Origin of the sequence: Mycobacterium sp. E2989, from assembly GCF_001667595.1 — a bacterium.
Classification (GTDB): Bacteria; Actinomycetota; Actinomycetes; order Mycobacteriales; family Mycobacteriaceae; genus Mycobacterium.
Map to the genome: position 1 here is coordinate 1 of NZ_LZJX01000058.1, position 23414 is coordinate 23414.

Here is a 23414-nt window from a genome sequence, read left to right on the forward strand (position 1 = left end):
GCAATTCGGGCTCGAGCCGGGCCCGCGAGAAATGCTTCTCGGCCGCGGTGTACCCGATGTTGGCCGGCGCGCTGGCGGGCATGTAGGGGCGGGTGTCGTAACTGGTCTTGTACCCGGGCAAGGCGATCAGCCCCACCAGCGCCAGCGCGCAGGCCGCGGCGAGCACGGCCCCCGGCCAGCGGACGATGGCGGTGCCGATCCGCCGCCAGCCGCGGGTTCTGATCGCCCGCTTGGGGTCGAAGATGCCGACCTTGGCGCCCAGGGTGAGGATGGCCGGCCCCAGGGTGAGCGCGGCGCAAAGCGCGACGACGATGCCCAGCGCGGCGGGGATGCCCAGGCTTTGGAAGTAGGGCAGCCGGGTGAAGCTCAGACAGGCGACCGCGCCGGCGACGGTGAGCCCGGAACCCAGCACGATGTGCGTCGTGCCGTGATACATGGTGTAGAAGGCCTTTTCGCGATCCTCGCCGGTGCCGCGCGCCTCCTGGTAACGGCCCACGAAGAAGATCGCGTAGTCGGTTCCCGCAGCGATCACCAAGAGCGTCAACAGGTTCGTCGCGTAGGTCGACAACCCGATGACGCCGGCGTTTCCGAGAAACGCGACAAGGCCTCGGGCCGCGGACATCTCGATCAAGACCGTGGCGAGCACCAGCAGCGTGGTGAGGACGGACCGATAGACGAAGAACAGCATTACGGCGATCACGCCGACGGTGATCGCGGTGACCTTCGCGGTTCCCTTGCTGCCGACGTCGAACTGATCGGAAATCAGCGGCGCCGCGCCGGTCACATACGCCCGCACCCCCGGCGGCGGCTTCAGGTGCTCGACGATGTCGCGCACCGCGCCGACGCCCTCGTTGGCCAATGCCGAGCCCTGGTTGCCCGCGAGGAACAGCTGGACGTAGGCGGCCTTGCCGTCGCCGCTCTGCGACCCGGCCGCGGTCAGGGTGTCACCCCAGAAGTCCTGCACGTGTTCGACGTGCTTGCGGTCCTGCTCGAGCCTGCGGACCAGCTCGTCGTAGAAGCGGTGCGCGTCCGCGCCGAGCGGCTGGTCACCTTCCAGCACGATCATCGCCGAACTGTCGGTGTCGAATTCGTGGAACTTTTCGCCGATACGCTTGATCGCCTTGAGCGACGGTGCGTCGGGTGAGTTCAGCGCGACGTTGTGGGTCTTGCCAACCTCTTCCAGCTGCGGCACCGCGATGTTCGTGATCGCGGCCAGCGCCACCCAGAAGAGCAGGATCGGCAATGCCAGCCGGCGGATGGTGCGCGGGACGAAGCCCCGCGACTCGTGCTGGTCGCTCATCCGGACTTGTCCAGGCAGTAGGTGTAGGCGTCGACTTTGTCAACGGTGCGTTGGTCTTTCACCTCGCCGTTGACCGTGATGCGGCAGCCGAGGGTGTCGCCGTTGCCCTGCGCGACGACGTTGCCGAGGACGGCCGGCTCCGTCGTGGTGATGGTGAACGACCAGGGCAGCGTCGCGTCCTTGACTTGCTGGGGCTGGGCGTTGACATCAAGGTAATTGATGGTCGCGGTCGCGCCGGGCGCGCCGAAGACCTCGAGCACCACCCGTTTGGGATTGAACGGGACGATCTCGTTCGAGAGGCCGCTGTTGGCCGACGTGGTGTCGTGCGAGCCGAAGATTCCGTGCAGGCGATAGATGGCGAAGCCGGCGAGCGCGACGACCAACACCGCGACCAGCACCATCCACCATCGCCTGACCAGTGAGGTCATCGAAATCCCCTTCACCCGTTCACCTTTCGATCATCGGGCGACCAGATCACCCCCGACCCCAGGGCGGGCCGGGCGTGATCGACAGCTATGACAGTACGGTACGGGACCGTACTGCACAAGAGACGCGAGCGTACACATTCCGCTTCGGCGGTTAACGCTGCGTTACCCCTTGGTTCTGGTCAAGCCCGGGATGAGAAACCCGTCCACGAGCGCTTGGACGGTGCGACGGGTCGGCGGCCGGCCGGGAATGATGGACCGGAAGATGAGATAGCCGGGCAACAGATCCCAGAGCTCGTCGCTGATCACGTCCTCGGTGATCTCACCGCGGTCGACGGCTTGGCGCAGGACATGTTGAAGCAACGCCTTGCGTTGCTTGAGGAATTGCTCCTGCATAGCGTCGTTGAGCGCCGGGTGCCGCGACACCTCGACCATCACCGCGCGAATGGTGCTGGCGTGCTCGCGGCCATGCTGACCACACGTCTCCCCCAGGCTCAGCAGGTCGCCGCGCAGCGTGCCGGTGTTGGGTGCGACGGCCACCAGGCGCACGCCTTCGATGAAGGCGGCCAACACCAATTCGGCCTTCGAGGCCCAGCGCCGATACACGGTGGCCTTGCTCGCGTGGGCGGCCGCGGCGACGGCGTCGATCGTCAGCTGGTCATAGCCGTGTTCCTGCAGCAGGCGCAGCGTCACCGCCAGAATCTCGCCCTCACGGGGCGACCACGGTGACGTCTGCGCGTACGCCTCGGCCGTCTGGGTCATAGCGCCCACGATAGGACCGCCGGGGCGATGCGGGCTAATTTATCGCCGGATGGCCGCGAGCGCCTGCTCGACGTCGGCGACGAGATCCTCGGTGTCTTCGATGCCCAGCGAGATGCGCGCGAACCCGGCGGCGACGGGACCGCCCCACGTCGGATTGGAGCCGCGACCGTAGCTGTCCGGCGCCTCCGCCTCGTCAACGGCCAGGTGATAGGTCGCGGCGAGCACCGCCTGCGGTACGACCGGTTGACCCGGAATCGCCTGTGGGCTAACGGCTTTGAGGCTGCGGGTGGACTCGCCGTGGCGACCGGACATGGGCCTAGTCCGCCGGGCTTTTCGGCGGCCCTTCGGCCAGCAGCTTGCGGAAACCGTCCTCGTCGAGGACCGGCACGCCGAGCTCGACCGCCTTGTCGTACTTGGAGCCCGGCGAGTCGCCGGCGACGACGTAGTCGGTCTTCTTCGACACCGAACCGGCGGCCTTCCCGCCGCGCGCGATGATCGCCTCCTTGGCGTCGTCACGCGAAAAACCGGTCAATGAGCCGGTGACGACGACGGTCAGCCCTTCCAGGGTGCGGGCCACGCTGGCGTCGCGCTCGTCGGCCATCCGCACGCCCGCATCCCGCCACTTGTCGACGATCGCGCGATGCCAGTCGACGGTGAACCACTCGGTGAGCGCGGCGGCAATGGTCGGCCCGACACCCTCGACCGCGGCCAGCTGCTCGGTGGACGCCGACATGATCGCGTCCAGGCTGCCGAACTCGGTGGCCAGGGCGCGCGCGGCCGTCGGCCCGACGTGGCGGATGGACAGCGCCACCAGCACGCGCCACAACGCCACCGCCTTGGCCTTGTCCAGGTTGTCGAGCAGCCGCCTGCCGTTGGCGGACAGGGCGCCGGCCTTGGTGCGGAACAGCTCGGTGCGCAACAGGTCGTCCTCGGTGAGGGTGAACAGGTCCCCCTCGTCGGCGATCACCCCGGCCTTGAGCAGCGCGATGGCCGCCTCGTAGCCGAGCCCCTCGATGTCGAACGCACCCCGACCGGCGACGTGGAAGACGCGCTCCCGCAGCTGCGCCGGGCAGGACCGGGCGTTGGGACACCGGATGTCGGCGTCGCCCTCCTTGGCGGGGGCCAGCGTCGTGCCGCATTCGGGACACGTTGTGGGCATGACGAATTCGCGTTCGGACCCGTCCCTCAGGTCGACGACGGGGCCGAGCACCTCCGGGATCACGTCGCCGGCCTTGCGGATCATCACGGTGTCGCCGATCAGCACCCCCTTGCGCTTGACCTCGGCGGCGTTGTGCAGGGTGGCCAGGCCCACCGTCGACCCCGCGACCTTGACGGGCGTCATGAACGCGAACGGCGTGACGCGGCCGGTGCGCCCGACGTTCACGCGGATGTCGAGCAGCTTGGTCTGGGCTTCCTGCGGCGGGTACTTGTACGCGACCGCCCACCGCGGCGCCCGGGATGTCGTCCCCAGCCGGCGCTGCAGCGTGAAGTCGTCGACTTTGATCACCACGCCGTCGATTTCGTGCGCCAGGTCATAGCGCTGCTCGCCCCAGTACGCGATCCGCTCTTCGACCGCGGCCAGCCCGTGCACCCGCGTCGTCTGCTCGGCCACCGGCAGTCCCCAGGCCTTCAGCGCCGTGTACGCCTCGTGCAGGGTTTTGGGCGAGAACCCGTCGGTGCGGCCGACGCCGTGACAGATCATCCGCAGCCGGCGCCGGGCGGTGACCGCCGGGTTCTTCTGGCGCAGCGACCCGGCCGCGCTGTTGCGCGGATTGGCGAAGGGCGCCTTGCCGTCCTCGACCAGGCTGGCGTTGAGCGCCTCGAAATCGGCGAGCAGGAAGAACACCTCGCCACGCACCTCGAGCACCGCGGGAATCGGGAAGTCGTCACTGGCGCTGAGCCGTTCGGGCACGTCCTCGATGGTGCGCGCGTTGAGGGTCACGTCCTCGCCCACCCGTCCGTCGCCGCGCGTGGCGGCGCGTTCCAGGCGGCCGTCGCGATACACCAGCGACAACGCGACGCCGTCGATCTTGAGTTCGCACAGGTAGTGCGGGTCGCGGCCGATCTCGTTCTCGACGCGGTTGCTCCAGGCGACCAGCTCGTCGCGGTCGAAGACGTCATCCAGGCTCAGCATCCGCTCGAGGTGCTCGGCCTCGGTGAAGTCGGTGGCGAAGCCGGCCCCACCGACCAGTTGCGTCGGGGAATCCGGGACGCGCAGCTCGGGATGACGATCCTCAAGCGCGACAAGGTCGTTGAACATCTTGTCGAATTCGGCGTCGGAGACGATTGGAGCGTCCTTGACGTAGTAGCGGAACTGGTGTTCGCGGACCGCACCGGCCAGTTCCTGCCACTGGCGCCGAACCTCGGGTGACACCGGATCAGCTTGTGGCGAGCTCACCCTCGCAGGCTATCCGAGGCCGCCGACACCACGCCCGCAAGGCGGCCCGAAACTCAGGTCGACGGTTCGGCCTTGTCCGGGAAACCGCCGAATGGAACTTCCACGCCTTTTTGAATTGACAAAGCCGCAGCCTGGATGAGCAAAGCAACACTGAGCACGCCGACCCATACCCAGGCCTCGGCCGGACTGATGTGCGTGGCGGTGTTCGCGTAGCGCAATTTCACGACCGACCGCACCATCACCGCGGCGACCACGACCACCGTGATGTACGGGACGGTCGTTCGGAATTGTCGCGCGAAGCGGCCGACGGGTTCTTCCGAACGCCGCCTGTTGATCCCGAGGAACCACGCGACGGCGCCGACGAATCCGACCGCCAGCGGGATCGGAATCGCGAGCCGCACGGCCCAATCCCACAGCGGCTGCAGCGGCTGGTGTTTGTCCGGATCACCCAGCGCCAGCGCCAGGTGCGTGAGCGTGTCTTCGACGAGGAACACCGAAATCGGCGGAACGAGCACCACCAGAACGAACACGCAGTGCTTGGCGAGCACCCCGGCCGAGCCCGAGAAGAATTGCACGATCGCGTTGAGCAGCATGTAGATGGAGGCGGCGAACGAGACGGCGGTGAGCACCTCCGCCGACGCGGCCCGTCCCTCGGTCAGCGAGCATCCGCTTTCGCCGGCCAGCAAGGCGTATCGCAGGGTGGTCAGAAACAGGCCCAGAAACGCACACACCAATGCGATTCCGACTTGCGTCTCGTGTTCGACCTCTCGCGGCTCCAGCGGACGACCCTCGCCGCGGCGCCGGTAGGCGCGATCGATCACGAGATTTATGACGACGAAGGCAAACCCGGCGAGGATGCCGGTGAATTGCGCGTAACTGCGGGCGACGATCGATATGTCAAAACCCGTCCAAAGGGTGCAGGAGTCCGCAAGTTCGCTCATGACCATTGTCGAGATGGTAGTCGCCGCGTGTTTGCTGGCGATCGGTTTTCAAGCGATGGCTAAATGGCGTCGGGGTCCTGCACGAACGCCTCGGCCGCCCGGCGGGCCAGCCCGATCGCCAGGCGGGCCCACTCGGGCGTCGCGCCGGCCAGACCACACGCCGGGGTGACGCCGATGCGGTCGCGCAGCGCCGAGCGCGCAAAGCCAAGGCGATCCGTCACCGCCACCAGCGCGGCGGCCACCTCTTCGGCCGACGGCCGCCGCGGCGGGGCGCTGGCGGCGACCACGCCCAGCATGACCGCGCGACCCGATTCGACGAAGGCGGCGATGCCGTCGAGATCCGCCGCGGCCAGGGTGGCCGCGGCCACCGAAATCGCACCGAAGCTGCTGTCCAGCAACATGTTCCACGGCAACTCCGGCGCGCAGCAATGTAACAGCACCTCGCCTCCCACCGTGCCGACGCAGCCGTCGAGCAGGGCGAGGGCCACCGCCTCGTCCAGCGGCGCCACCGGGCTCAGCGCCGTCACACCGGCCAGCCGTCCGCCCAGTGCGATCGGCAGCGAGGGCTCGTCGAACTGCACCACCACCGGCGTCTCGAGCCGGCGGGCCAGCGCCGCGCGGTGGGCGGCGACGCCCTCGGCCAGCGACGCCGCCAGATCGCGCACGGCGCCGGGGTCGGTGATCGCCCGATGGCCGTTGGCCAGCTCGAGTTCGGCCGCCAGCGTGATCGGCCCCGGAGCCTGCACCTTGACCACGCGGTCGCCGCCGCGCAGGCCGGCCACCTCCCAGGCCTCTTCCAGCGCGTCCATGTCCTCGTCGAGGAGGCTGACGGCGCGGCGGGTGACCGCGCCGGGCCGAGCGGCGACGCGGTAGCCGCGCGGCACGGTATCGATCGCCACGTCGACGAGCAGCGCACCGGCCCGGCCGAGCGTGTCCGCGCCGACGCCTCGGGCGGGCAGCTCGACGATGTGAGCCAGCCCGCCGGCCAACTCGCCGACGACGACTTCGGCGGCCTCCCGTGGCGCGCTGCCGGGCCAGGATCCGACTCCACTGGCCCTGGCGAAGGGATGCGCGAAAACACTCACCGGCCCAACCGTATTCGACACCACCCCGGTCGGGGTCCGCCAGGGGGTGCGTGCCGTGGGACGGCACGGGTAGGTTCGACGCAAGAAGGGTGCGGAACATGTCGCGGATGGCGAGATCGGCACGGCCGCTGCTGATATGCGGGGCCGTGGTGCTGGCTGCGGGATGCACCCGGGTGGTGGACGGCGCGGCGGTGGCCGGATTCGGTTCCCCGCGGCGGGACGTGCAGGGCATCAACGTCGACACCATCCTGTTGGACCAGTCGCGGATGCGCGCGATCACCGGCGCGGGCGAGCACCTGACGATCATCCCCTCGATGGACGGCACCCGCCCGGTGGACATCGAGGCGCTCGCCGGCACCACGCCGCGCGAATGCCGGTTCATCTATGCCGAGACGGCGACGTTCGGGCCCGACGTCGAGGAGTTCCACAAGACGACGTTCCAGGATCCGCCCGACGGGGCGCTGATCTCGGAGGGTGCCGCCGCCTACCGGGACGTCGACACCGCACAGCGCGCGTTCGGCGCGCTGGTGACCACGGTCGGGGATTGCGCGAACGGCTCGGACGGACAGCAATACGTCGGCGACTGGAAGGCCGACGGCGGTTCGCTGCACCTGCGGCCGGGCGGATGCGGCCGCGACTACCGGCTGCGGTCGGTGGCCATCCTGGAGGTCACCTTCTGCGGGTTCGCGCAATCGGTGTCCGACATCGTGATGACGAACATCGTGGCGAACATGCCGTCCTAACGCGCCGTGCGGGTGATGGTGGCGCTGCCCAGCACCTCGTCGCCGTCCGGGTCGGGGCGATACAGCACGAGCGTCTGGCCGCAGGCGACGCCGCGCAGCGGGACACGCAACCGCACCACCAGCTCGTCGCCCACCAATTCGGCTACCGCCCCGGTGGTTTCGCCGTGCGCCCGCACCTGCACCTCACATTCGACGGGGCCCGAGGGCGGCCGTCCCGAAGTGAAGACCGGCTCGCGTCCCCGCAACTCGCGCACGTCGAGGTCGGCGGCCTCCCCCACCCGCACGGTCCCGGTATCGGCGTCGATGGCCGTCACATAGCGCGGACGACCATCGGGACCCGGCCCGGCGATGCCGAGGCCCTTGCGCTGGCCGATGGTGAAACCGTGCACCCCGTCGTGCTCCGCGAGCACCGCACCGTCGGCGCCGACCACGGCGCCGCGGCGGACGGCGATGCGCTCGCCCAGGAAGGCGCGGGTATTGCCGGACGGGATGAAGCAGATGTCGTGACTGTCCGGCTTCTCGGCGACCGCCAGGCCGCGGCGGGCGGCTTCGGCGCGGATCTGCGACTTGGGGGTGTCGCCGATCGGAAACGTGGCGCGCGCCAGCTGCCCTGCGGTCAGCACGGCCAGCACGTACGACTGGTCCTTGCCCGGATCGACCGCGCGGCGCAGCCGCCCACCCGACAGCCTGGCGTAGTGGCCGGTGGCCACCGTGTCAAAGCCCAGCGCAAGGGCTTTCGCCGACAACGCCGAGAATTTGATCCGCTGATTGCATCGGATGCAGGGGTTGGGCGTTTCGCCGCGCGCGTAGGACGACACGAAGTCGTCGATCACGTCGGCCTGAAACTTTTCCGCGAAATCCCAGACGTAGAAGGGGATTCCGAGCACGTCGGCGACGCGACTGGCGTCAGACGCGTCTTCTTTCGAGCAGCACCCGCGCGAACCGGTACGCAAAGTTCCCGGGGCGGTTGACAACGCCAGGTGCACGCCGACCACGTCGTGCCCGGCGTCGACCATGCGTGCGGCGGCGACCGAGGAGTCGACGCCGCCGCTCATCGCGGCGAGAACCTTCACCTAGGACGCCCCCGCCGCGGCGAGTGCGGCCCGACGGGCGCGGTCGACCGCCGCCGGCAACACCTGCAACACCGCATCGACGTCGGCGTCAACACTGGTGTGCCCCAATGACAGTCGCAGCGACCCGCGGGCGCTGGCGGGGTCGGCGCCCATGGCGACCAACACGTGCGACGGCTGCGCGACGCCGGCGGTGCACGCCGATCCGGTCGAACACTCGATTCCGTTGGCGTCCAACAGCATCAACAGCGCGTCGCCCTCGCAGCCGCGGAACGTGAAGTGCGCGTTGCCGGGAAGCCGCTGGGGGTACCTCCCGCTTGCGGGGGACGGGTCGCGCGCACCGTTGAGGCTGACGTCCTCGATGCCGGCCAGCACGCCGTCGATCAGCCGGTCGCGCAGCGACCGCAGCCGCGCGCTGTTCGCCTCGATCCCGTCCACCGCGATTTGGGCGGCGGCCGCCATGCCGACGGCACCGGCGACGTCGGCGGTGCCGGAGCGGATGTCACGCTCCTGGCCGCCGCCGTGCGCCAGCGGGACGCACGTCACGTCGCGGCGCAGCAGCAGGGCGCCCACGCCGGGCGGGCCGCCGAACTTGTGCGCGGCCACGCTCATCGCCGAGAGCCCGCTGGCGGCGAAGTCCACCGGCAACTGCCCCACCGCCTGCACGGCGTCGCTGTGCATCGGAACCCCGAATTCGGCGGCGAGGCCGGCGAGCTCGGCGGCGGGCATGATGGTGCCCACCTCGTTGTTGGCCCACATCACCGACACCAACGCGACATCGTCGTGGTGATGCAGCGCCTCGCGCAGCGCGGCCGCCGACACCGAGCCGTCGGCGGCGGTCGGCAGCCAGGTCACCTCGGCGCCCTCGTGTTCGGCCAGCCAGTTCACCGAGTCCAAAACGGCGTGGTGTTCCACCTCGCTGGTGATGATGCGCCGGTGCCGCGGTTCGGCGTCGCGGCGGGCCCAATAGATGCCCTTGACGGCCAGGTTGTCGCTCTCGGTGCCACCGGCGGTGAAGATGACCTCGGACGGCCGTGCGCCCAGCCGGTCGGCGATCAGCTCGCGGGACTCCTCGATGCGCCGCCGCGCCGTCCGGCCGCTGGTGTGCAGCGAGGAGGCGTTGCCGACGGTGCCGAGCACCGCCGTCATCGCCTCGACGGCGGCGGGGTGCATCGGCGTGGTAGCGGCGTGATCCAGGTAGACCATGACCCGACCCACGATACCGGCTGGTCGCGAGGCCTCCGGCTACGAGGCCACCAGCACGGGCCGGTGATCGGCGCCGCGGGCCGGCCCGACGCACGCCACCGACTGGCAGCGGGTCGCCAGGGCCCGCCGGTCGGTCCCCGGCAGCTGCAGAGATTCGACGTGCACGCGCGCCACCGTGCGGCGCACGGTGAGCAGCCGCCGGATGGACCGCACAAGCGTCTCGTCGCCGACGAACGCGGGCACGGTCGAGACGCTCCCGTCGACGTGGTGGTAGGTCAGCCGAAGCGGCTGCACCGGTCGGCCGGCGTCGATCGCGGCCTGGAACATGGCCGGATAGAACGCGCCACCGCCCCGGTGAGGCTGTCCGGCCACGCCCGCCGCGGCATCGTCGCCGCGCCGGCCACACCACGTGGTGCCCTCGGGGAAGCACACCACCGTCTGACCGCCGCGCAGCCGGCGGGCGACGGCGTCGACCACCGCCGGCAGCCGGCGCAAACTGGACCGCTCGATCGGGATGATCTTGAGGATGCGCGCCACGATTCCGGTGGCGGGCCCGGTGAACATGTCGGCGCGGGCGACGAACGACCCCGGCAGCACCGACCCGATGGCGAAGACGTCGAGCCAGGACATGTGCGGGCTGACGACCAGGACCCCGCTCAGGTTGCGAATCGGGCTGCCGGACACCGTGATTCGGACCCCCAGGCAGCGCAACACCATCCGGCAATAGATGCGCTGCACGCGCGTGCGGCCCGGCAGCGGCGCCGCCAGCAGCACCACTCCGGGCGCCAGCAGCAGCGCCAGCAGGACCCGAAGCGTGACCCGCAGCGCCACCAACAACGGCGGCGACGGGGCCACGTCGCCGAGGCCCACGCAACCGGCGTCGCACGATGCGCGCGGTAACCAGGAGTGCGCGGTGCCCGCGGTGGCGTTCATCGGTCGCCGCCGGCCATCTCCGAGGCGGCCGACACCGACCGCAACCGCTTCAGATATCGGGTATCGGCGCGCCGCTTATCCAGCAGGACGCAGAAATCGCCGACGCCGAAATCGGGGTCGTGCGCCGGCTCACCGCACACCTGGGCTCCCAGCCGCAGGTAACCGCGCATCAGCGCCGGAACCGACGGCCGCGCCGGCGCCGGAATGTCGTCGAGCGCCGTGCCGTCGACGACCACCGGCCGGTGGGGGCGCACCCGGTACTGCGGGGGTGCGGCGTGACGGCTCAGGATGAAATCGCGCACCCCGCGCAGCTGGCGGCCCGGCACCCGGTTTTCGGGGTCGTCGGAATCCCCGCCGATGGGCACCGACACGCAGCCGGTCACGTAGTCGTAGCCGTATCGGTCCAGGTAGGCCAGGATCCCGGCCCACATCAGCAGCACGACGCCGCCGTTGCGGTGGCCATCGCGCACCACGGCGCGGCCCATCTCGACCAGCGAGGGCCGCAGCGGGTCGAGCGCGCGGATGTCGAATTCCGTCGCGGTGTAGAGCCCCCCGGCCGCGATGGCGCCCGCCGGGGCCAGCATGCGGTAGCAACCCACCAGTTCGCCCGTCGCGTCGTCGCGCACCAGCAGGTGGTCGCAGTGCTCGTCGAACCGGTCCACGTCCCGTTGTTGGTCGTCGTTGGTGGGCAGTGCGAAGCCCGGCGTGCTGCTGAAGACGTCGTACCGGAGCCGCTGCGCCGCCTCGATCATGGCGGCGTCGGTGGACAGCAACAGCGAATAACGCGGCCCACCGGGCGACGCCGTCGTCGCGCCGTCGGGCTTGTCGCTCGGAATCAGGACAGAAGCAATGCTCATGTAAACCAACGTTGCGCAATCGATGAGCGAGTCGGCATCGTCGCTGTGACGTGTCCGTGCACGTCAGATGACGAAATGTGGTTGCCGAGACGCCCCCGCGGCCGTCTTCGGGTCACGGCGGGTCATTGCGGGTATGCCGTCTCCCATGATGTTCACCGCCGACCGCGCGATCGCGGCGCCGCCGTCGGCGGTGTGGGAGTTGCTGGTCGATCTGGACGCGTGGCCCAAATGGGGTCCGTCGATTCGCGGCGCCAGGCTCGACGAACCGCACACCCAGTTGGGTCTGCACGCAACGGGCACCGTGCGCACGCCGCTGTTGCTCGAGGTCCCGTTCGTCATCACCGAATTCGAGCCGGGGCGAAGCTGGGCGTGGAAGGTGGCGGGCGTCCCGGCGACGCGGCACTGGGTCGAGCCGATGGGCGACGGGTCACGCGTGGGGATGGCCGTTCCGTGGTGGTCGGCGCCCTACGTCACGGTGTGCTCAATTGCGTTGCGGCGCATCGACGCAATGCTGACCGGGGCGCGTTGACGCGGCCTTGACGCGGCCCACGCATACGCAAGAGCCCCCGACACGGTGTCGGGGGCTCCTGGGCCGAGAGGCTCAGCCCTTGCGCTGCTTGATGGCGTCGGTCAGCTGCGGGGCGACCTTGAACAGGTCCCCCACCACGCCGTAGTCGGCGATCTCGAAGATCGGCGCCTCTTCGTCCTTGTTGACCGCGACGATGGTCTTCGAGGTCTGCATGCCGGCGCGGTGCTGGATCGCCCCGGAGATGCCCAGCGCGATGTAGAGCTGCGGCGACACCGTCTTGCCGGTCTGGCCGACCTGGAACTGGCCCGGGTAGTAACCGGAGTCGACCGCGGCGCGCGACGCGCCGACGGCGCCGCCCAGCGAGTCGGCGAGCTCCTCGACCACGTGGAAGTTGTCGGCGCTGCCCACGCCGCGGCCACCGGACACCACGATGGTGGCCTCGGTGAGCTCCGGGCGGTCACCGGCGACCGCCGGCTCGCGGGCGGTGATCTTGGTGGCGTTCTCGGCGGGTGCGGGCACCTCCACGGTGACCTGTTCGCCCGCGCCGGCCTGCGGCTCGGCGTCGATGGCGCCGCCGCGCACCGTGATGACCGGGGTGTCGCCGTTGGCCTGCGACTCCACGGTGAAGGCGCCACCGAAGATGGAGTGCACCGCCTTGTTGCCCTCCTGGACGCCGACCACGTCGACCAGCAGGCCGGACCCGATCCGGGCCGCGAGCCGGCCCGCGATCTCCTTGCCGTCGGCGTTGGCCGACAGCAGCACGGCGGCGGGGGCGTTCGACTCGGCCAGCGAGGCGAGCACGTCGACCACCGGGGTGATCAGGTAGTTCTCGGCGTCGTCGGACTCGGCGACGTAGATCTTGGCGGCGCCCGCCTCCTTCAGCCCGTCGACCAGCGGCGCGGCCGTTCCCGGCTTGCCGACCACGACGGCGGCCGGCTCGCCCAGCGCGCGGGCGGCGGTGATCAGTTCGGAGGTGACCTTCTTCAGTGCGCCTTCGGCGTGCTCAACGAGCACCAAAACTTCTGCCATGGTTTCTTCGCTCTTCTCGTCTGTGGATTCTGTGCTCGGCTAGATGATCTTCTGGCCGACCAGGTACTGGGAGATCTGGTTGCCGCCCTCGCCCTCGTCGGTGACCTTCTCACCCGCGGTCTTCGGCGGCTTCGGCGTCGACGACAGCACGGTCGACCCGGCGTTCTCCTGCCCGACCTCGTCGCTTTCGACGCCGATCTCCGAAAGGGTCAGCACCGTGACCTCTTTCTTCTTGGCGGCCATGATGCCCTTGAAGGACGGGAAGCGCGGCTCGTTGATCTTCTCGGTCACACTGACCACCGCGGGCAACGACGCCTCGAGCGTGAACACGCCCTCGTCGGTCTCGCGCTCGCCGGTGACCTTGCCGCCCTCGATCGACAGCTTGCGCAGGTGTGTCAGCTGGGGCAGGCCCAGGTACTCGGCGATGATCGCCGGCACCGCGCCGCCCGAGCCGTCGGTGGACTCGTTGCCGGCGATGACGAGCTCGGTGCCCTCGATGGTGCCCAGCGCGCGCGCCAGCGCCCACGCGGTCTGCACCACGCAGGAGCCCTTCATGCCGTCGTCCTTGAGGTGCACGGCCTTGTCGGCCCCCATGGACAGCGCCTTGCGGATCGCCTCGGTGGCGCGTTCGGGGCCCGCGGTCAGCACCGTCACCGAACCCTCGCCGCCCTCCCGCTCGCGGATCTGCAGGGCCTCTTCGACGGCGCGCTCGTTGATCTCGTCCAGCACCGCGTCGGCGGCCTCGCGGTCCAGCGTGTAATCGCCGTCGTTCAGCTTGCGCTCCGACCAGGTGTCTGGGACCTGCTTGATCAGGACCACGATGTTCGTCATGAGTGTGGTTCGTCCTCCTATTGAAGGAGTCCCGCGGCGGTCGACCACGAGACTTTCAGTAACGTTTAGCAGCGCACGGTCGTGTTACTACCGGGTAACTTTGTGCAGCCTGCCTTCACACCATAGCGGGTCGTACTGCAGGTTCTTGCGGCGTGCCTACCCTGCGTGAGCGGGGGCGCCCCGTTCCCGGTTCGCGAATCCGACACTTCGCGTTAGCCTGCCTATGCGATGAGCGCAACCATCCCCGACGCACCCCGGCGCGGCCCCGGCGATCCGTTGCCGGCGGCTGACCCCGTCCTGACGCTGACGGGCGAGCGCACCATCCCGGATCTCGACGTCGAGAACTATTGGTTCCGCCGCCACCAGGTGGTTTACCAGCGGCTGGCCGGACGCTGCGCGGGCCGCGAGGTGCTCGAGGCCGGCTGCGGCGAGGGCTATGGCGCCGACCTGATCGCCGGTGTCGCCCGTCGGGTGGTCGCCGTCGATTACGACGAGGCCGCGGTGGCCCACGTGCGCGCCCGTTACCCGCGCGTGGAGGTGATGCGGGCGAACCTGGCCGAGCTGCCGCTGCCCGACGCGTCGGTCGATATTGTGGTCAACTTCCAAGTCATCGAGCACCTGTGGGATCAAGCACAATTCGTCGCCGAGTGCGCGCGGGTGCTGCGCCGCGGCGGGTTGTTGATGATGTCCACCCCGAACCGGATCACCTTCTCGCCCGGCCGCGACACGCCGATCAACCCGTTCCACACCCGCGAGCTCAACGCCGACGAGCTGACCGCGCTGCTGGTCGACGGGGGCTTTCGCGAGGTGTCGGTCAGCGGGTTGTTTCACGGGCCGCGGCTGCGGGAGATGGACGCCCGCCACGGCGGCTCCATCATCGACGCGCAGATCGCGTTGGCGCTGGCCAGCGACGAGGGGGTGCCGTGGCCGCCCGAGCTGGCCGCCGACGTCGCCGCGGTGACGTGCGACGACTTCGAGATCGTGGCGAGCGACCGGCGTGACATCGACGACAGCCTGGATCTGATCGCGATTGCGGTGGCGCCGTGAGCAATCCGCATGACCGGGTGCCCGGCATGTTCACCCTGGTGCTGCACACCCACCTGCCATGGCTGGCCCATCACGGCCGGTGGCCGGTCGGCGAGGAGTGGCTCTACCAGTCCTGGGCCGCGGCCTATCTGCCGCTGATGCGGGTGCTGGCCACGCTGGCCGACGAGGACCGCCGTGGCCTGATCACCCTGGGCGTCACCCCGGTGGTGAACGCGCAGCTGGATGACCCGTACTGCCTCGACGGCATGCAGCACTGGCTGGCCAACTGGCGGCTGCGCGCGGCCGAGGCCGCCAGCGTGCGGTCGGCTCCCCGGTCGAAGTCGGCCGGCTACCCGTCGTGCACCCCGGAAGCGTTGCGCGCCTTGGGGATTCGAGAGTGCGCCGAGGCGGACGCGGCGCTGGAGGACTTCGCCACCCGATGGCGGCACGGCGGTAGCCCGCTGCTGCGCGGCCTGATCGACGCCGGCACGGTCGAGTTGCTCGGCGGCCCGCTGGCCCACCCGTTCCAGCCGCTGCTCGCGCCGCGGCTGCGCGAGTTCGCCCTGCGGGAGGGCCTCGCCGACCCGCAGCAGCGGCTGGCCCATCGCCCCAGCGGAATCTGGGCGCCCGAATGTGCCTACGCCCCGGGGATGGAACACGACTACGCCGCCGCGGGCGTCACCCACTTCATGGTCGACGGGCCCTCGCTGCACGGCGACACCGCGCTGGGCCGACCGGTCGGCGACACCGACGTGGTGGCGTTCGGGCGCGACCTGCAGGTCAGCTATCGGGTGTGGTCGCCCAAGTCCGGCTACCCCGGGCACGCCGCCTACCGCGACTTCCACACCTACGACCACCTCACCGGCCTGAAGCCGGCGCGGGTGACCGGCCGCAACGTCCCGTCGGAGGGCAAGGCGCCCTACGACCCCGAGCGGGCCGACCATGCGGTCGACGTCCATGTCGCCGACTTCGTCGATGTGGTCCGCAACCGGCTGACGAGCGAATCCGAGCGGATCGGACGGCCGGCCCACGTCGTCGCCGCCTTCGACACCGAATTGTTCGGGCACTGGTGGTACGAGGGCCCGACCTGGTTGCAGCGGGTGCTGCGCGCGCTGCCCGCCGCGGGCGTGCGGGTCGGAACGTTGAACGACGCCATCGCCGACGGATTCGTCGGGCGCGCAGTCGCATTGCCGCCCAGTTCGTGGGGATCGGGCAAGGACTGGCAGGTGTGGGCCGGCGACAAGGTGGCCGATCTGGTCCAGCTGAACAACGAAGTGGTGGACACGGCCCTGAGCACCGTCGACAAGGCGCTGTCCCAGCGCTCGTCGCTGGACGGCCCGCTGCCCCGCGATCAAGTCGCCGACCAGATCCTGCGCGAGACCCTGCTCACCGTCTCCAGCGACTGGCCGTTCATGGTGAGCAAGGACTCGGCCGCCGACTACGCGCGCTACCGCGCGCACCTGCACGCGCACGCCACCCGCGAGATCGCCGGGGCCCTGGCGTCCGGCCGGCGGGACGCCGCGCAGCGGCTGGCCGAGGGATGGAACCGCGCCGACGGGCTGTTCGGCGCGCTCGACGCGCGCAGGCTGCCCCGATGAGGTGCCCGGCCGCGTGAAGATCCTGATGGTGTCGTGGGAGTACCCGCCGGTGGTCATCGGCGGCCTCGGGCGGCACGTGCATCACCTGTCGACCGCGCTGGCCGCGGCCGGTCACGAGGTCGTCGTGCTGTCCCGCCACCCCTCGGGCACCGATCCCAGCACGCACCCGTCGTCCGAGGAAGTGGTCGACGGTGTCCGGGTGATCGCGGCCGCCCAAGACCCGCACGAGTTCTCCTTCGCCACCGACATGATGGCGTGGACGCTGGCGATGGGCCACGCGATGATCCGCGATGGCTTGTCGCTGAAGAAGCGCGGCAGCAACCGGCCCTGGCGCCCCGACGTGGTGCACGCCCACGACTGGCTGGTGGCCCATCCCGCGATCGCGCTCGCCCAGTTCTACGACGTGCCAATGGTTTCCACCATTCACGCCACCGAAGCCGGACGGCATTCCGGCTGGGTGTCCGGCGCCATCAGCCGTCAGGTGCATGCGGTGGAGTCCTGGCTGGTGCGCGAATCCGATTCGCTGATCACGTGTTCGGCGTCGATGGCCGACGAGATCACCGAACTTTTCGGCCCCGGCCTGGCCGGAATCACGGTCATCCGCAACGGCATCGACGCGGCGCGCTGGCCGTTCGCCGAGCGGCGACCGCGGACCGGGCCGGCCGAGCTGCTCTACCTCGGGCGGCTGGAGTACGAGAAGGGCGTGCACGACGTCATCGCGGCCCTGCCGCGGATCCGACGCAGCCATCCCGGCACCACGCTGACCATCGCCGGGGAGGGCACCCAGCAGGACTGGCTCGTCGAGCAGGCCCGAAAACGTCGGGTGCTCAAGGCCACTCGCTTCGTCGGACACCTCGACCATGCCGACCTGCTTGCGGTGCTGCACCGGGCCGACGCCGCGGTGCTGCCCAGCCACTACGAGCCGTTCGGGATCGTCGCGCTGGAGGCCGCCGCGGCCGGCACACCGCTGGTGACGTCGAACATCGGCGGCCTGGGCGAGGCGGTGATCAACGGGCAGACCGGGGTGTCCTGCGCGCCCCGGGACATCGCCGGGCTCGCCGCGGCCGTGGGCGCCGTGCTCGACGACCCGGCGGCCGCGCAGCGCCGCGCCCGCGCCGCCCGCGAACGGCTCACGTCCGCGTTCGACTGGAAGACCGTGGCCGGCGAGACCGCGCAGGTGTACCTGGCGGCCAAGCGCGGCGAGCGCCAGCCCCAGCCGCGCATGCCCATCGTCGAGCACGCCCTGCCCAACCGCTAGCCTGCATAGATGGGGCTGGAATTTTCGAGCGTGGTCGACGCGCCGATCGCCGACGTGTTCGCGTGGCACGCCAGGCCCGGCGCGTTCTCCCGGCTCTCGCCGCCGTGGCAACCGATGCGGCTGGTCACCGAGGCCGCCTCGCTCAAGGACGGGCGGGCGACGCTGGCCCTGCCCGGCGGGCTGCGCTGGGTGGCCGTCCACCAGGCCGACGGCTACGACCCACCGCGGCGCTTCGTCGACGAAATCGGCAGCGGCGGCCTGACCTCGCTTCCGGCGCGAATCGCGATGCGGTGGAGGCATGTTCACGATTTCGAGGACCTCGGCGATGGCCGCACCAGGGTGATCGACCGGGTCGACACCCCCGCGCCGGCGTCGCTGCTGCGGCCCATGTTCGTCTACCGGCACCGTCAACTCGCCGATGATCTGGCCGCGCACCGGCTGGCCGCCGCGAACGGGCTGGCGCCCCTGACCGTCGCCGTCACCGGGGCTTCGGGACTGGTGGGTTCGGCGCTGACGGCGTTTCTGAGCACCGGCGGTCACCGCGTCATCCGGTTGGTGCGCCGCGCCCCGCGCGGCGAGGACGAGCGGCAGTGGGACCCCGAGGATCCCGATCCGGGAGCCTTCGCCGGCGTGGACGCGGTCATTCATTTGGCGGGCGCCTCGATCGCCGGCCGGTTCACCGAGAAACACCGAAAGGCCATCCGCGACAGCAGGATCGGGCCAACACGGCGGCTGGCCGAAGCGCTGGGCCGCGCCCCGGCCCGCCCGGCGGTGCTCGTCTCGGCGTCGGCGATCGGATACTACGGATCCGACCGGGGCGATGACATCCTCACCGAGGACAGCGACCGCGGCGATGGCTTCCTCGCCGACGTGGTCGACGACTGGGAGGCGGCAACGACACCCGCCGAGCAGGCCGGGGTGCGGGTGGTGCGGGTGCGCACCGGCATCGTGCAGTCGCCGCTCGGCGGCACCTTGAAGCTGATGCGCCCATTGTTCGGCGCCGGCCTGGGTGGCCGGCTCGGCGACGGCCGGCAGTGGCTGTCCTGGATCGGGATCGACGACCTGGTCGACATCTACCACCGCGCCCTCTGGGACGGTGAACTGTCCGGCCCGGTGAACGCCGTTGCGCCGCAACCGGTTCGCAACAGCGAGTACACCCGCGCGCTGGCCGGTGTGCTGCACCGCCCCGCGGTGCTGCCCGTCCCATCGCTGGGGCCCCGGCTCCTGCTCGGCGAGCAGGGCGCGCGTGAATTGGCGTGCGCAAGCCAGCGGGTGGTGCCCGCGAAGCTCACCGAGGCCGGCCACCGATTTCGCCAGCCCGATCTCGATCAGGCGCTGCGGCACCTGCTCGGCAGGGCGAGCTGAGGAAAACACCCTCCCCATTTTTGCCTGATCAGGCCCCATACCGGGCCGGAGATGGTTCAATTTCTTAATGATTTTCGGTGCGCTGGTCCGTCGGACCGGCGCGGCCATCATAGGCATCATCGCGGTGGCCGTGCTGGTGCTCGCGCCGCGTCAGGCCCGGGCCGAATCGACCGAAGCGGACAGCACGACCGACGTGGAATGCCGCGGCGCGACCCGACCGGTGCCCACGACATGGTATTTCCCGAGCACGCCCCCGCTGGGACTGGTGTGGCTGCAGCACGGCTTCGTCGAGGGCAGGAGCCTGTGGTCGGCCTTCGCCACCGAGGTCGCCGACAGCGGTTACCTCGTGCTGGCCACCACACTGTCCACCGTCAATCCCCTCGGCTGCACGGTGGAACACCTGATCGACAACACCGCCTTTCTGGGCAACATCGCCGATGTCTTTGCCCACAAAGACGATCCGCACGGGGCGTTGGCGACGTCCCTCGCGACGGCCGCGGCGGCGGCCGGCCGCCCGGTGCCACCGCTGCCCGAGAAAATGGTGTTCGTGGGGCATTCGGCGGGGGCCGAGGCCGTCGAATACGTCGCCGAGCGCCTGCACACCACCTACCCGGGGGCGTTCACCCAATTGCGCGGCATCGTCAGCGAAGACGGCGTCAAGTCGTTCATCGGGTCCAACACCGACGACGCGCTGAGGGGCCTGGCGGGCACCACCCTGCCCGTATACGCCACGGCGTCACCGCACCTGCTGTGCAACTTCTTTCAGCGCGGCACCAAGGCCATCGAACGGTACCTGGCGGACCGGCCCTTTCACGGCGTCAAGATCACGACCGGCGCCCACGGCGACGCGCTGGGCCCGTCGTCGCCGGGCTACGAAAACCTCGTGTGCGGCCGCCCGAAGCCGGACAACATCGCGGCGGTCTGGGGCCTGACGCGAGGCTGGATCGCGGACATGATCGCGGGAACGACCACGCGCGACTTCTACCCGGGCGGAGGCTATTACACCGAACTCGAGACGGCCGGCACCATCACCACGCTGCCGTGACTAGTCCGCGGCTCTGCCGTGCCGGCTGCGCCGATAGGCCCGGGCGCGTAGGTCGGCGAGCCACCGCGGATGCAGGCTCAGGCCCGGCGCGGTGTTGACGACGGGATCGAACGACACGTCGTGCGATCGTTCGGGGTCGACGATACCGGTGAGCGTGAGCCGGCCCAGCGGCGCGAAATCGCCACTGCCGCAAGCCTGGTCGAGCGACACCTCGATTTCGCCGTGTTCGAGCCGCTTGCGCACGCTCTCCAGCGAGAGGCCAAGTCCGTCGATGTGGCTCACGATCCGGGCCCGCAGCCACCAGTTGTCGCCCTGGTAGTGCAGCGGCATCAGGGTGGTCAGCGTCTGACCGCTCCACGAAATGGCCGGCCGCAGCGCCAGCGCCCGGGACAACACCCCGGAGCCCGAGGAGACGACCAGGATGTCCCAGGGCCCCGCCCCCTGGGGCGGGGCCACCCGGAAGGCCAGGCCGATGAAGTCGGGCAAGGCCCCCGGGGTGCCGCTGGCCTTCGACAACCGCGCGACGATTCCCGACGAGGCGATCGGCAGCCCCTCGCCGGCGGGCGCCAGGCGTTCGATGAAGCCGTCCGCCAACACGCCGACCGGATGAAACAGCCGCTTGCCGCGGAGGGCGGAGCCCCATTGGAAGGGCAACGCGACCAGATCGGAAACACTCACCGGCGGCGGGTTCCCGTTTCCGGGCGGCGGAAACCCGCCGGCGTTGCTCACCCGCTCATGCGGATGTCAGCGTCGTCTCGTCGTGGTCGGCCCCGCCCGTCGCCCGGGTGACCGCACGGCCGATCGGTGGGACGCGGGTCGCCCGGACGTAGACGGTGTCGCCCTCGCGCAGCGCCAGCGCTTCGGCGTCACCGCGGGTGATCTGGGCGGTGAACGGCCCGCCGCTGGCGGAACTGGTCAACTCGACCCGCACCTCGAAACCCAATGTGACCACCCGGTCGACGGTCGCGGCCACCACGCCGACGGATGCCGCGCTGCCGTCACCGCCGGCGATCGCCATCTGGGGGTTGCGACCCACCCGGATGTCGTGCGGGCGGACGAGGGCGCCGTTGAGCTCCGACACCGCACCGAGAAACGACATCACGAATGGGTTGGCCGGGGAGTCATAAACGTCTCTGGGCGACCCGACCTGCTCGATGCGCCCCTTGTTGAGCACGGCGATCCGATCCGCCACGTCCAGCGCCTCCGTCTGATCATGGGTGACCAGGACGGTGGTGACGTGCACCTCGTCATGCAGGCGCCGCAGCCAGGCGCGAAGATCCTCGCGCACCTTGGCGTCCAGCGCGCCGAACGGCTCGTCGAGCAACAGCACCTGCGGGTCCACCGCCAGGGCCCGGGCCAGCGCCATGCGCTGACGCTGGCCGCCGGACAGCTGATTCGGGTAGCGGCCCTGAAATCCCGTGAGCCCCACCACCTCCAGCAGGTGGTCGACCTTCGCCTTGATGTCGGCTTTCGGCCGTTTGCGGATCTTCAGACCGTACGCGACGTTGTCGCGGACGGTCATGTGCTTGAACGCGGCGTAGTGCTGGAATACGAAGCCGATGCCGCGCCGCTGCGGCGGCACGTTCGTCACGTCGCGATCCCCGATCGTGATCGTCCCGCTGTCCGGCTGGTCGAGGCCCGCGATCGTGCGCAGCAGCGTCGACTTACCCGAGCCGCTAGGACCCAGCAACGCCGTCAGCGAGCCGGTGGGTACGACGAAGTCCACGTGGTCCAGGGCGACGAAGTCGCCATAGCGTTTGTAGGCATCGCGCACCGTGATCGCATGTGAGTCGGGATTGCTGCTCTGAGTCATGTCCGAGTCTCCTTGTCAAACCTCGATTTTCGCGCGCGCTCGGCGAATCTGCAGAACTACCTTGACAATCAGGAATGTGATCGCCACGCCCATCATCAACGTCGACAGGGCGTAGGCGCCGTACTCCGCCCCCCGGTTGTAGCGGTCGTTGACCAGCAGCGTGAGGGTTTGCGACTCCCCCGGGAGATTGGACGACACCATGATCACCCCGCCGAATTCCCCGAGGGTCCGGGCGGTGGTGAGCACGATGCCGTAGATCAGCCCCCATCGAATCGACGGCAACGTGATCCGCCAAAACGTCTGCCTCCAGTGGGAACCGAGGGTGGCGGCCGCCTGCTCCTGCTCGATACCCACCTCTTGGAGTACCGGCTGAACCTCGCGCACCACGAACGGAAGCGTGACGAAGATACTGGCCAGCACGATGCCGGGGGTGCTGAAAATGATCGTGATGCCGAGATCCTTTTCGACGAAGCCCAACAACCCGGCCGAACCCCACAACACGATCAGGGCGACGCCCACGATGATCGGCGAGACCGCGAACGGGAGATCGACGACCGTCTGCAACACGCCCCGGCCGCGAAATCGGCTGCGGGCCAACAAGAGTGCGACCAGCACCCCGAAGATGACATTCAGCGGAACGACGACGGCCACCACGAGCAGCGACAGCTGCAACGCCGAGATCGCCGCCGGCGTGGTTATCCAGTCGTAGAACTGGCCGACGCCGGGTCGAAACGTCCGCCACAGAATGATCGCCACCGGAGCGATCAGCATCACGCCGAGATAGATCAGCACCGCGAACCGCGTCAGGTAACGGCCCCAGCTCACCGGCGTCACGGGGCTTTCTCCTCACGGCGGGCCCTGCGGCCACCGACGATGCGCAACAGGAACAGCACGGCGAACGAAATCGACAGCAACACGATCGATATCGCGGCGGCCCCGGTCCGGTCGTCATTCTCGATCAGGGCGCGGATCCATTGCGAGGACACCTCCGTCTTGCCGGGCACCTGTCCACCGATCGTCACCACCGAGCCGAATTCGCCGATGCAGCGCGAAAACGCCAGGCCCGCACCGGATAGCAGCGCCGGAAGCAGCGACGGCAAGACGATCGACGTGAACACCTTCGGGCCGGTGGCACCCAATGACGCGGCCGCCTCCTCGACTTCGCGGTCGATCTCCAGCAGCACCGGCTGGATGGCGCGC

Annotated in this window: 23 protein-coding genes and 1 pseudogene; 7 read left to right on the forward strand and 17 right to left on the reverse strand. The window is 69.8% G+C overall.

What is annotated here, in order from left to right:
* The 7 genes and pseudogenes from A5680_RS11120 to A5680_RS11150 all read right to left on the reverse strand — a co-directional run.
* On the reverse strand, positions 1–1300 hold a 1300-nt coding region (locus A5680_RS11120; RefSeq protein WP_156675066.1), incomplete at its 3' end, for an MMPL family transporter.
* Complete coding sequence (locus A5680_RS11125) at positions 1297–1728, reverse strand: MmpS family transport accessory protein (protein ID WP_197499775.1); 432 nt, start codon at positions 1726–1728, stop codon at positions 1297–1299. The genes A5680_RS11125 and A5680_RS11120, both read right to left, overlap by 4 nt.
* 162 nt (positions 1729–1890) lie before the next feature.
* On the reverse strand, positions 1891–2487 hold the full coding sequence (locus tag A5680_RS11130) for a TetR/AcrR family transcriptional regulator (RefSeq protein ID WP_055404826.1): 597 nt from the start codon (positions 2485–2487) through the stop codon (positions 1891–1893).
* A gap of 144 nt (positions 2488–2631) precedes the next feature.
* Positions 2632–2799, reverse strand: a pseudogene (locus tag A5680_RS26550) (cystathionine gamma-lyase); the annotation flags it as partial.
* Positions 2800–2803: 4 nt separating this feature from the next.
* Positions 2804–4885, reverse strand: coding sequence for an NAD-dependent DNA ligase LigA (ligA, locus tag A5680_RS11140; RefSeq protein WP_067819176.1), 2082 nt, complete (start codon positions 4883–4885; stop codon positions 2804–2806).
* A gap of 53 nt (positions 4886–4938) precedes the next feature.
* Entirely contained in the window at positions 4939–5826 is an 888-nt protein-coding gene (locus A5680_RS11145; RefSeq protein ID WP_231633867.1) for a hypothetical protein, read from the reverse strand.
* A 59-nt stretch (positions 5827–5885) separates the two neighbouring features.
* Entirely contained in the window at positions 5886–6911 is a 1026-nt protein-coding gene (locus A5680_RS11150) for a methionine synthase (protein WP_067819179.1), read from the reverse strand.
* A 107-nt stretch (positions 6912–7018) separates the two neighbouring features.
* Here A5680_RS11150 and A5680_RS11155 point away from each other — a divergent pair, with 107 nt between their 5' ends.
* Positions 7019–7654: a sensor domain-containing protein gene (locus A5680_RS11155; protein WP_055404833.1), complete on the forward strand. Its 636-nt coding sequence runs from the start codon at positions 7019–7021 to the stop codon at positions 7652–7654.
* Here the strand turns inward: A5680_RS11155 and mnmA are convergent.
* Genes mnmA through A5680_RS11175 form a run of 4 tightly spaced genes read right to left on the reverse strand, consistent with a single transcriptional unit; the run spans position 7651 to position 11720 of the window.
* Complete coding sequence (gene mnmA, locus A5680_RS11160) at positions 7651–8727, reverse strand: tRNA 2-thiouridine(34) synthase MnmA (protein ID WP_067819182.1); 1077 nt, start codon at positions 8725–8727, stop codon at positions 7651–7653. The genes A5680_RS11155 and mnmA overlap by 4 nt on opposite strands.
* A complete protein-coding gene (locus tag A5680_RS11165) occupies positions 8728–9930 on the reverse strand; it encodes a cysteine desulfurase family protein (RefSeq protein WP_067819185.1) in 1203 nt (400 codons plus the stop codon).
* Positions 9931–9969: 39 nt separating this feature from the next.
* A complete protein-coding gene (locus A5680_RS11170) occupies positions 9970–10863 on the reverse strand; it encodes a 1-acyl-sn-glycerol-3-phosphate acyltransferase (RefSeq protein WP_067819190.1) in 894 nt (297 codons plus the stop codon).
* On the reverse strand, positions 10860–11720 hold the full coding sequence (locus A5680_RS11175) for a GNAT family N-acetyltransferase (protein WP_067819193.1): 861 nt from the start codon (positions 11718–11720) through the stop codon (positions 10860–10862). The genes A5680_RS11170 and A5680_RS11175 overlap by 4 nt, the downstream gene beginning before the upstream one ends.
* 133 nt (positions 11721–11853) lie before the next feature.
* On the opposite strand from A5680_RS11175, the gene A5680_RS11180 reads away from it, so the two are divergent.
* Entirely contained in the window at positions 11854–12249 is a 396-nt protein-coding gene (locus A5680_RS11180) for an SRPBCC family protein (protein WP_067819198.1), read from the forward strand.
* 72 nt (positions 12250–12321) lie between these two features.
* Here the strand turns inward: A5680_RS11180 and A5680_RS11185 are convergent, their stop codons facing one another.
* Positions 12322–13278: an electron transfer flavoprotein subunit alpha/FixB family protein gene (locus A5680_RS11185; RefSeq protein WP_067819201.1), complete on the reverse strand. Its 957-nt coding sequence runs from the start codon at positions 13276–13278 to the stop codon at positions 12322–12324.
* Between the two features lie 39 nt (positions 13279–13317).
* Positions 13318–14109, reverse strand: a complete 792-nt coding sequence (locus A5680_RS11190) for an electron transfer flavoprotein subunit beta/FixA family protein (RefSeq protein WP_067819204.1) — start codon at positions 14107–14109, stop codon at positions 13318–13320.
* A 228-nt stretch (positions 14110–14337) separates the two neighbouring features.
* Here A5680_RS11190 and A5680_RS11195 point away from each other — a divergent pair, with 228 nt between their 5' ends.
* The 5 genes from A5680_RS11195 (at position 14338) to A5680_RS11215 (ending at position 20401) form a co-directional block, all read left to right on the forward strand.
* Complete coding sequence (locus tag A5680_RS11195; RefSeq protein ID WP_055404312.1) at positions 14338–15156, forward strand: bifunctional 2-polyprenyl-6-hydroxyphenol methylase/3-demethylubiquinol 3-O-methyltransferase UbiG; 819 nt, start codon at positions 14338–14340, stop codon at positions 15154–15156.
* Between the two features lie 26 nt (positions 15157–15182).
* Positions 15183–16733: a glycoside hydrolase family 57 protein gene (locus A5680_RS11200; RefSeq protein ID WP_156675068.1), complete on the forward strand. Its 1551-nt coding sequence runs from the start codon at positions 15183–15185 to the stop codon at positions 16731–16733.
* A gap of 13 nt (positions 16734–16746) precedes the next feature.
* Positions 16747–17991: a glycosyltransferase family 4 protein gene (locus A5680_RS11205; protein WP_067819222.1), complete on the forward strand. Its 1245-nt coding sequence runs from the start codon at positions 16747–16749 to the stop codon at positions 17989–17991.
* A gap of 9 nt (positions 17992–18000) precedes the next feature.
* Complete coding sequence (locus A5680_RS11210; protein ID WP_067819210.1) at positions 18001–19356, forward strand: TIGR01777 family oxidoreductase; 1356 nt, start codon at positions 18001–18003, stop codon at positions 19354–19356.
* Positions 19357–19423: 67 nt separating this feature from the next.
* A complete protein-coding gene (locus A5680_RS11215) occupies positions 19424–20401 on the forward strand; it encodes a hypothetical protein (protein WP_067819213.1) in 978 nt (325 codons plus the stop codon).
* Here A5680_RS11215 and A5680_RS11220 read toward each other — a convergent pair whose 3' ends face one another.
* The 4 genes from A5680_RS11220 to A5680_RS11235 all read right to left on the reverse strand — a co-directional run.
* Positions 20402–21079, reverse strand: a complete 678-nt coding sequence (locus tag A5680_RS11220) for a phosphodiesterase (RefSeq protein WP_067819225.1) — start codon at positions 21077–21079, stop codon at positions 20402–20404.
* Between the two features lie 55 nt (positions 21080–21134).
* The gene (locus A5680_RS11225; protein ID WP_067819216.1) at positions 21135–22214 is read right to left on the reverse strand and encodes a sulfate/molybdate ABC transporter ATP-binding protein; all 1080 of its coding nucleotides are present in this window, start codon (positions 22212–22214) and stop codon (positions 21135–21137) included.
* A 15-nt stretch (positions 22215–22229) separates the two neighbouring features.
* Positions 22230–23048, reverse strand: a complete 819-nt coding sequence (gene cysW, locus A5680_RS11230) for a sulfate ABC transporter permease subunit CysW (protein ID WP_067819219.1) — start codon at positions 23046–23048, stop codon at positions 22230–22232.
* The coding region (locus A5680_RS11235; RefSeq protein WP_156675067.1) for an ABC transporter permease subunit at positions 23045–23414 on the reverse strand (370 nt) is incomplete at its 5' end. The genes A5680_RS11235 and cysW, both read right to left, overlap by 4 nt.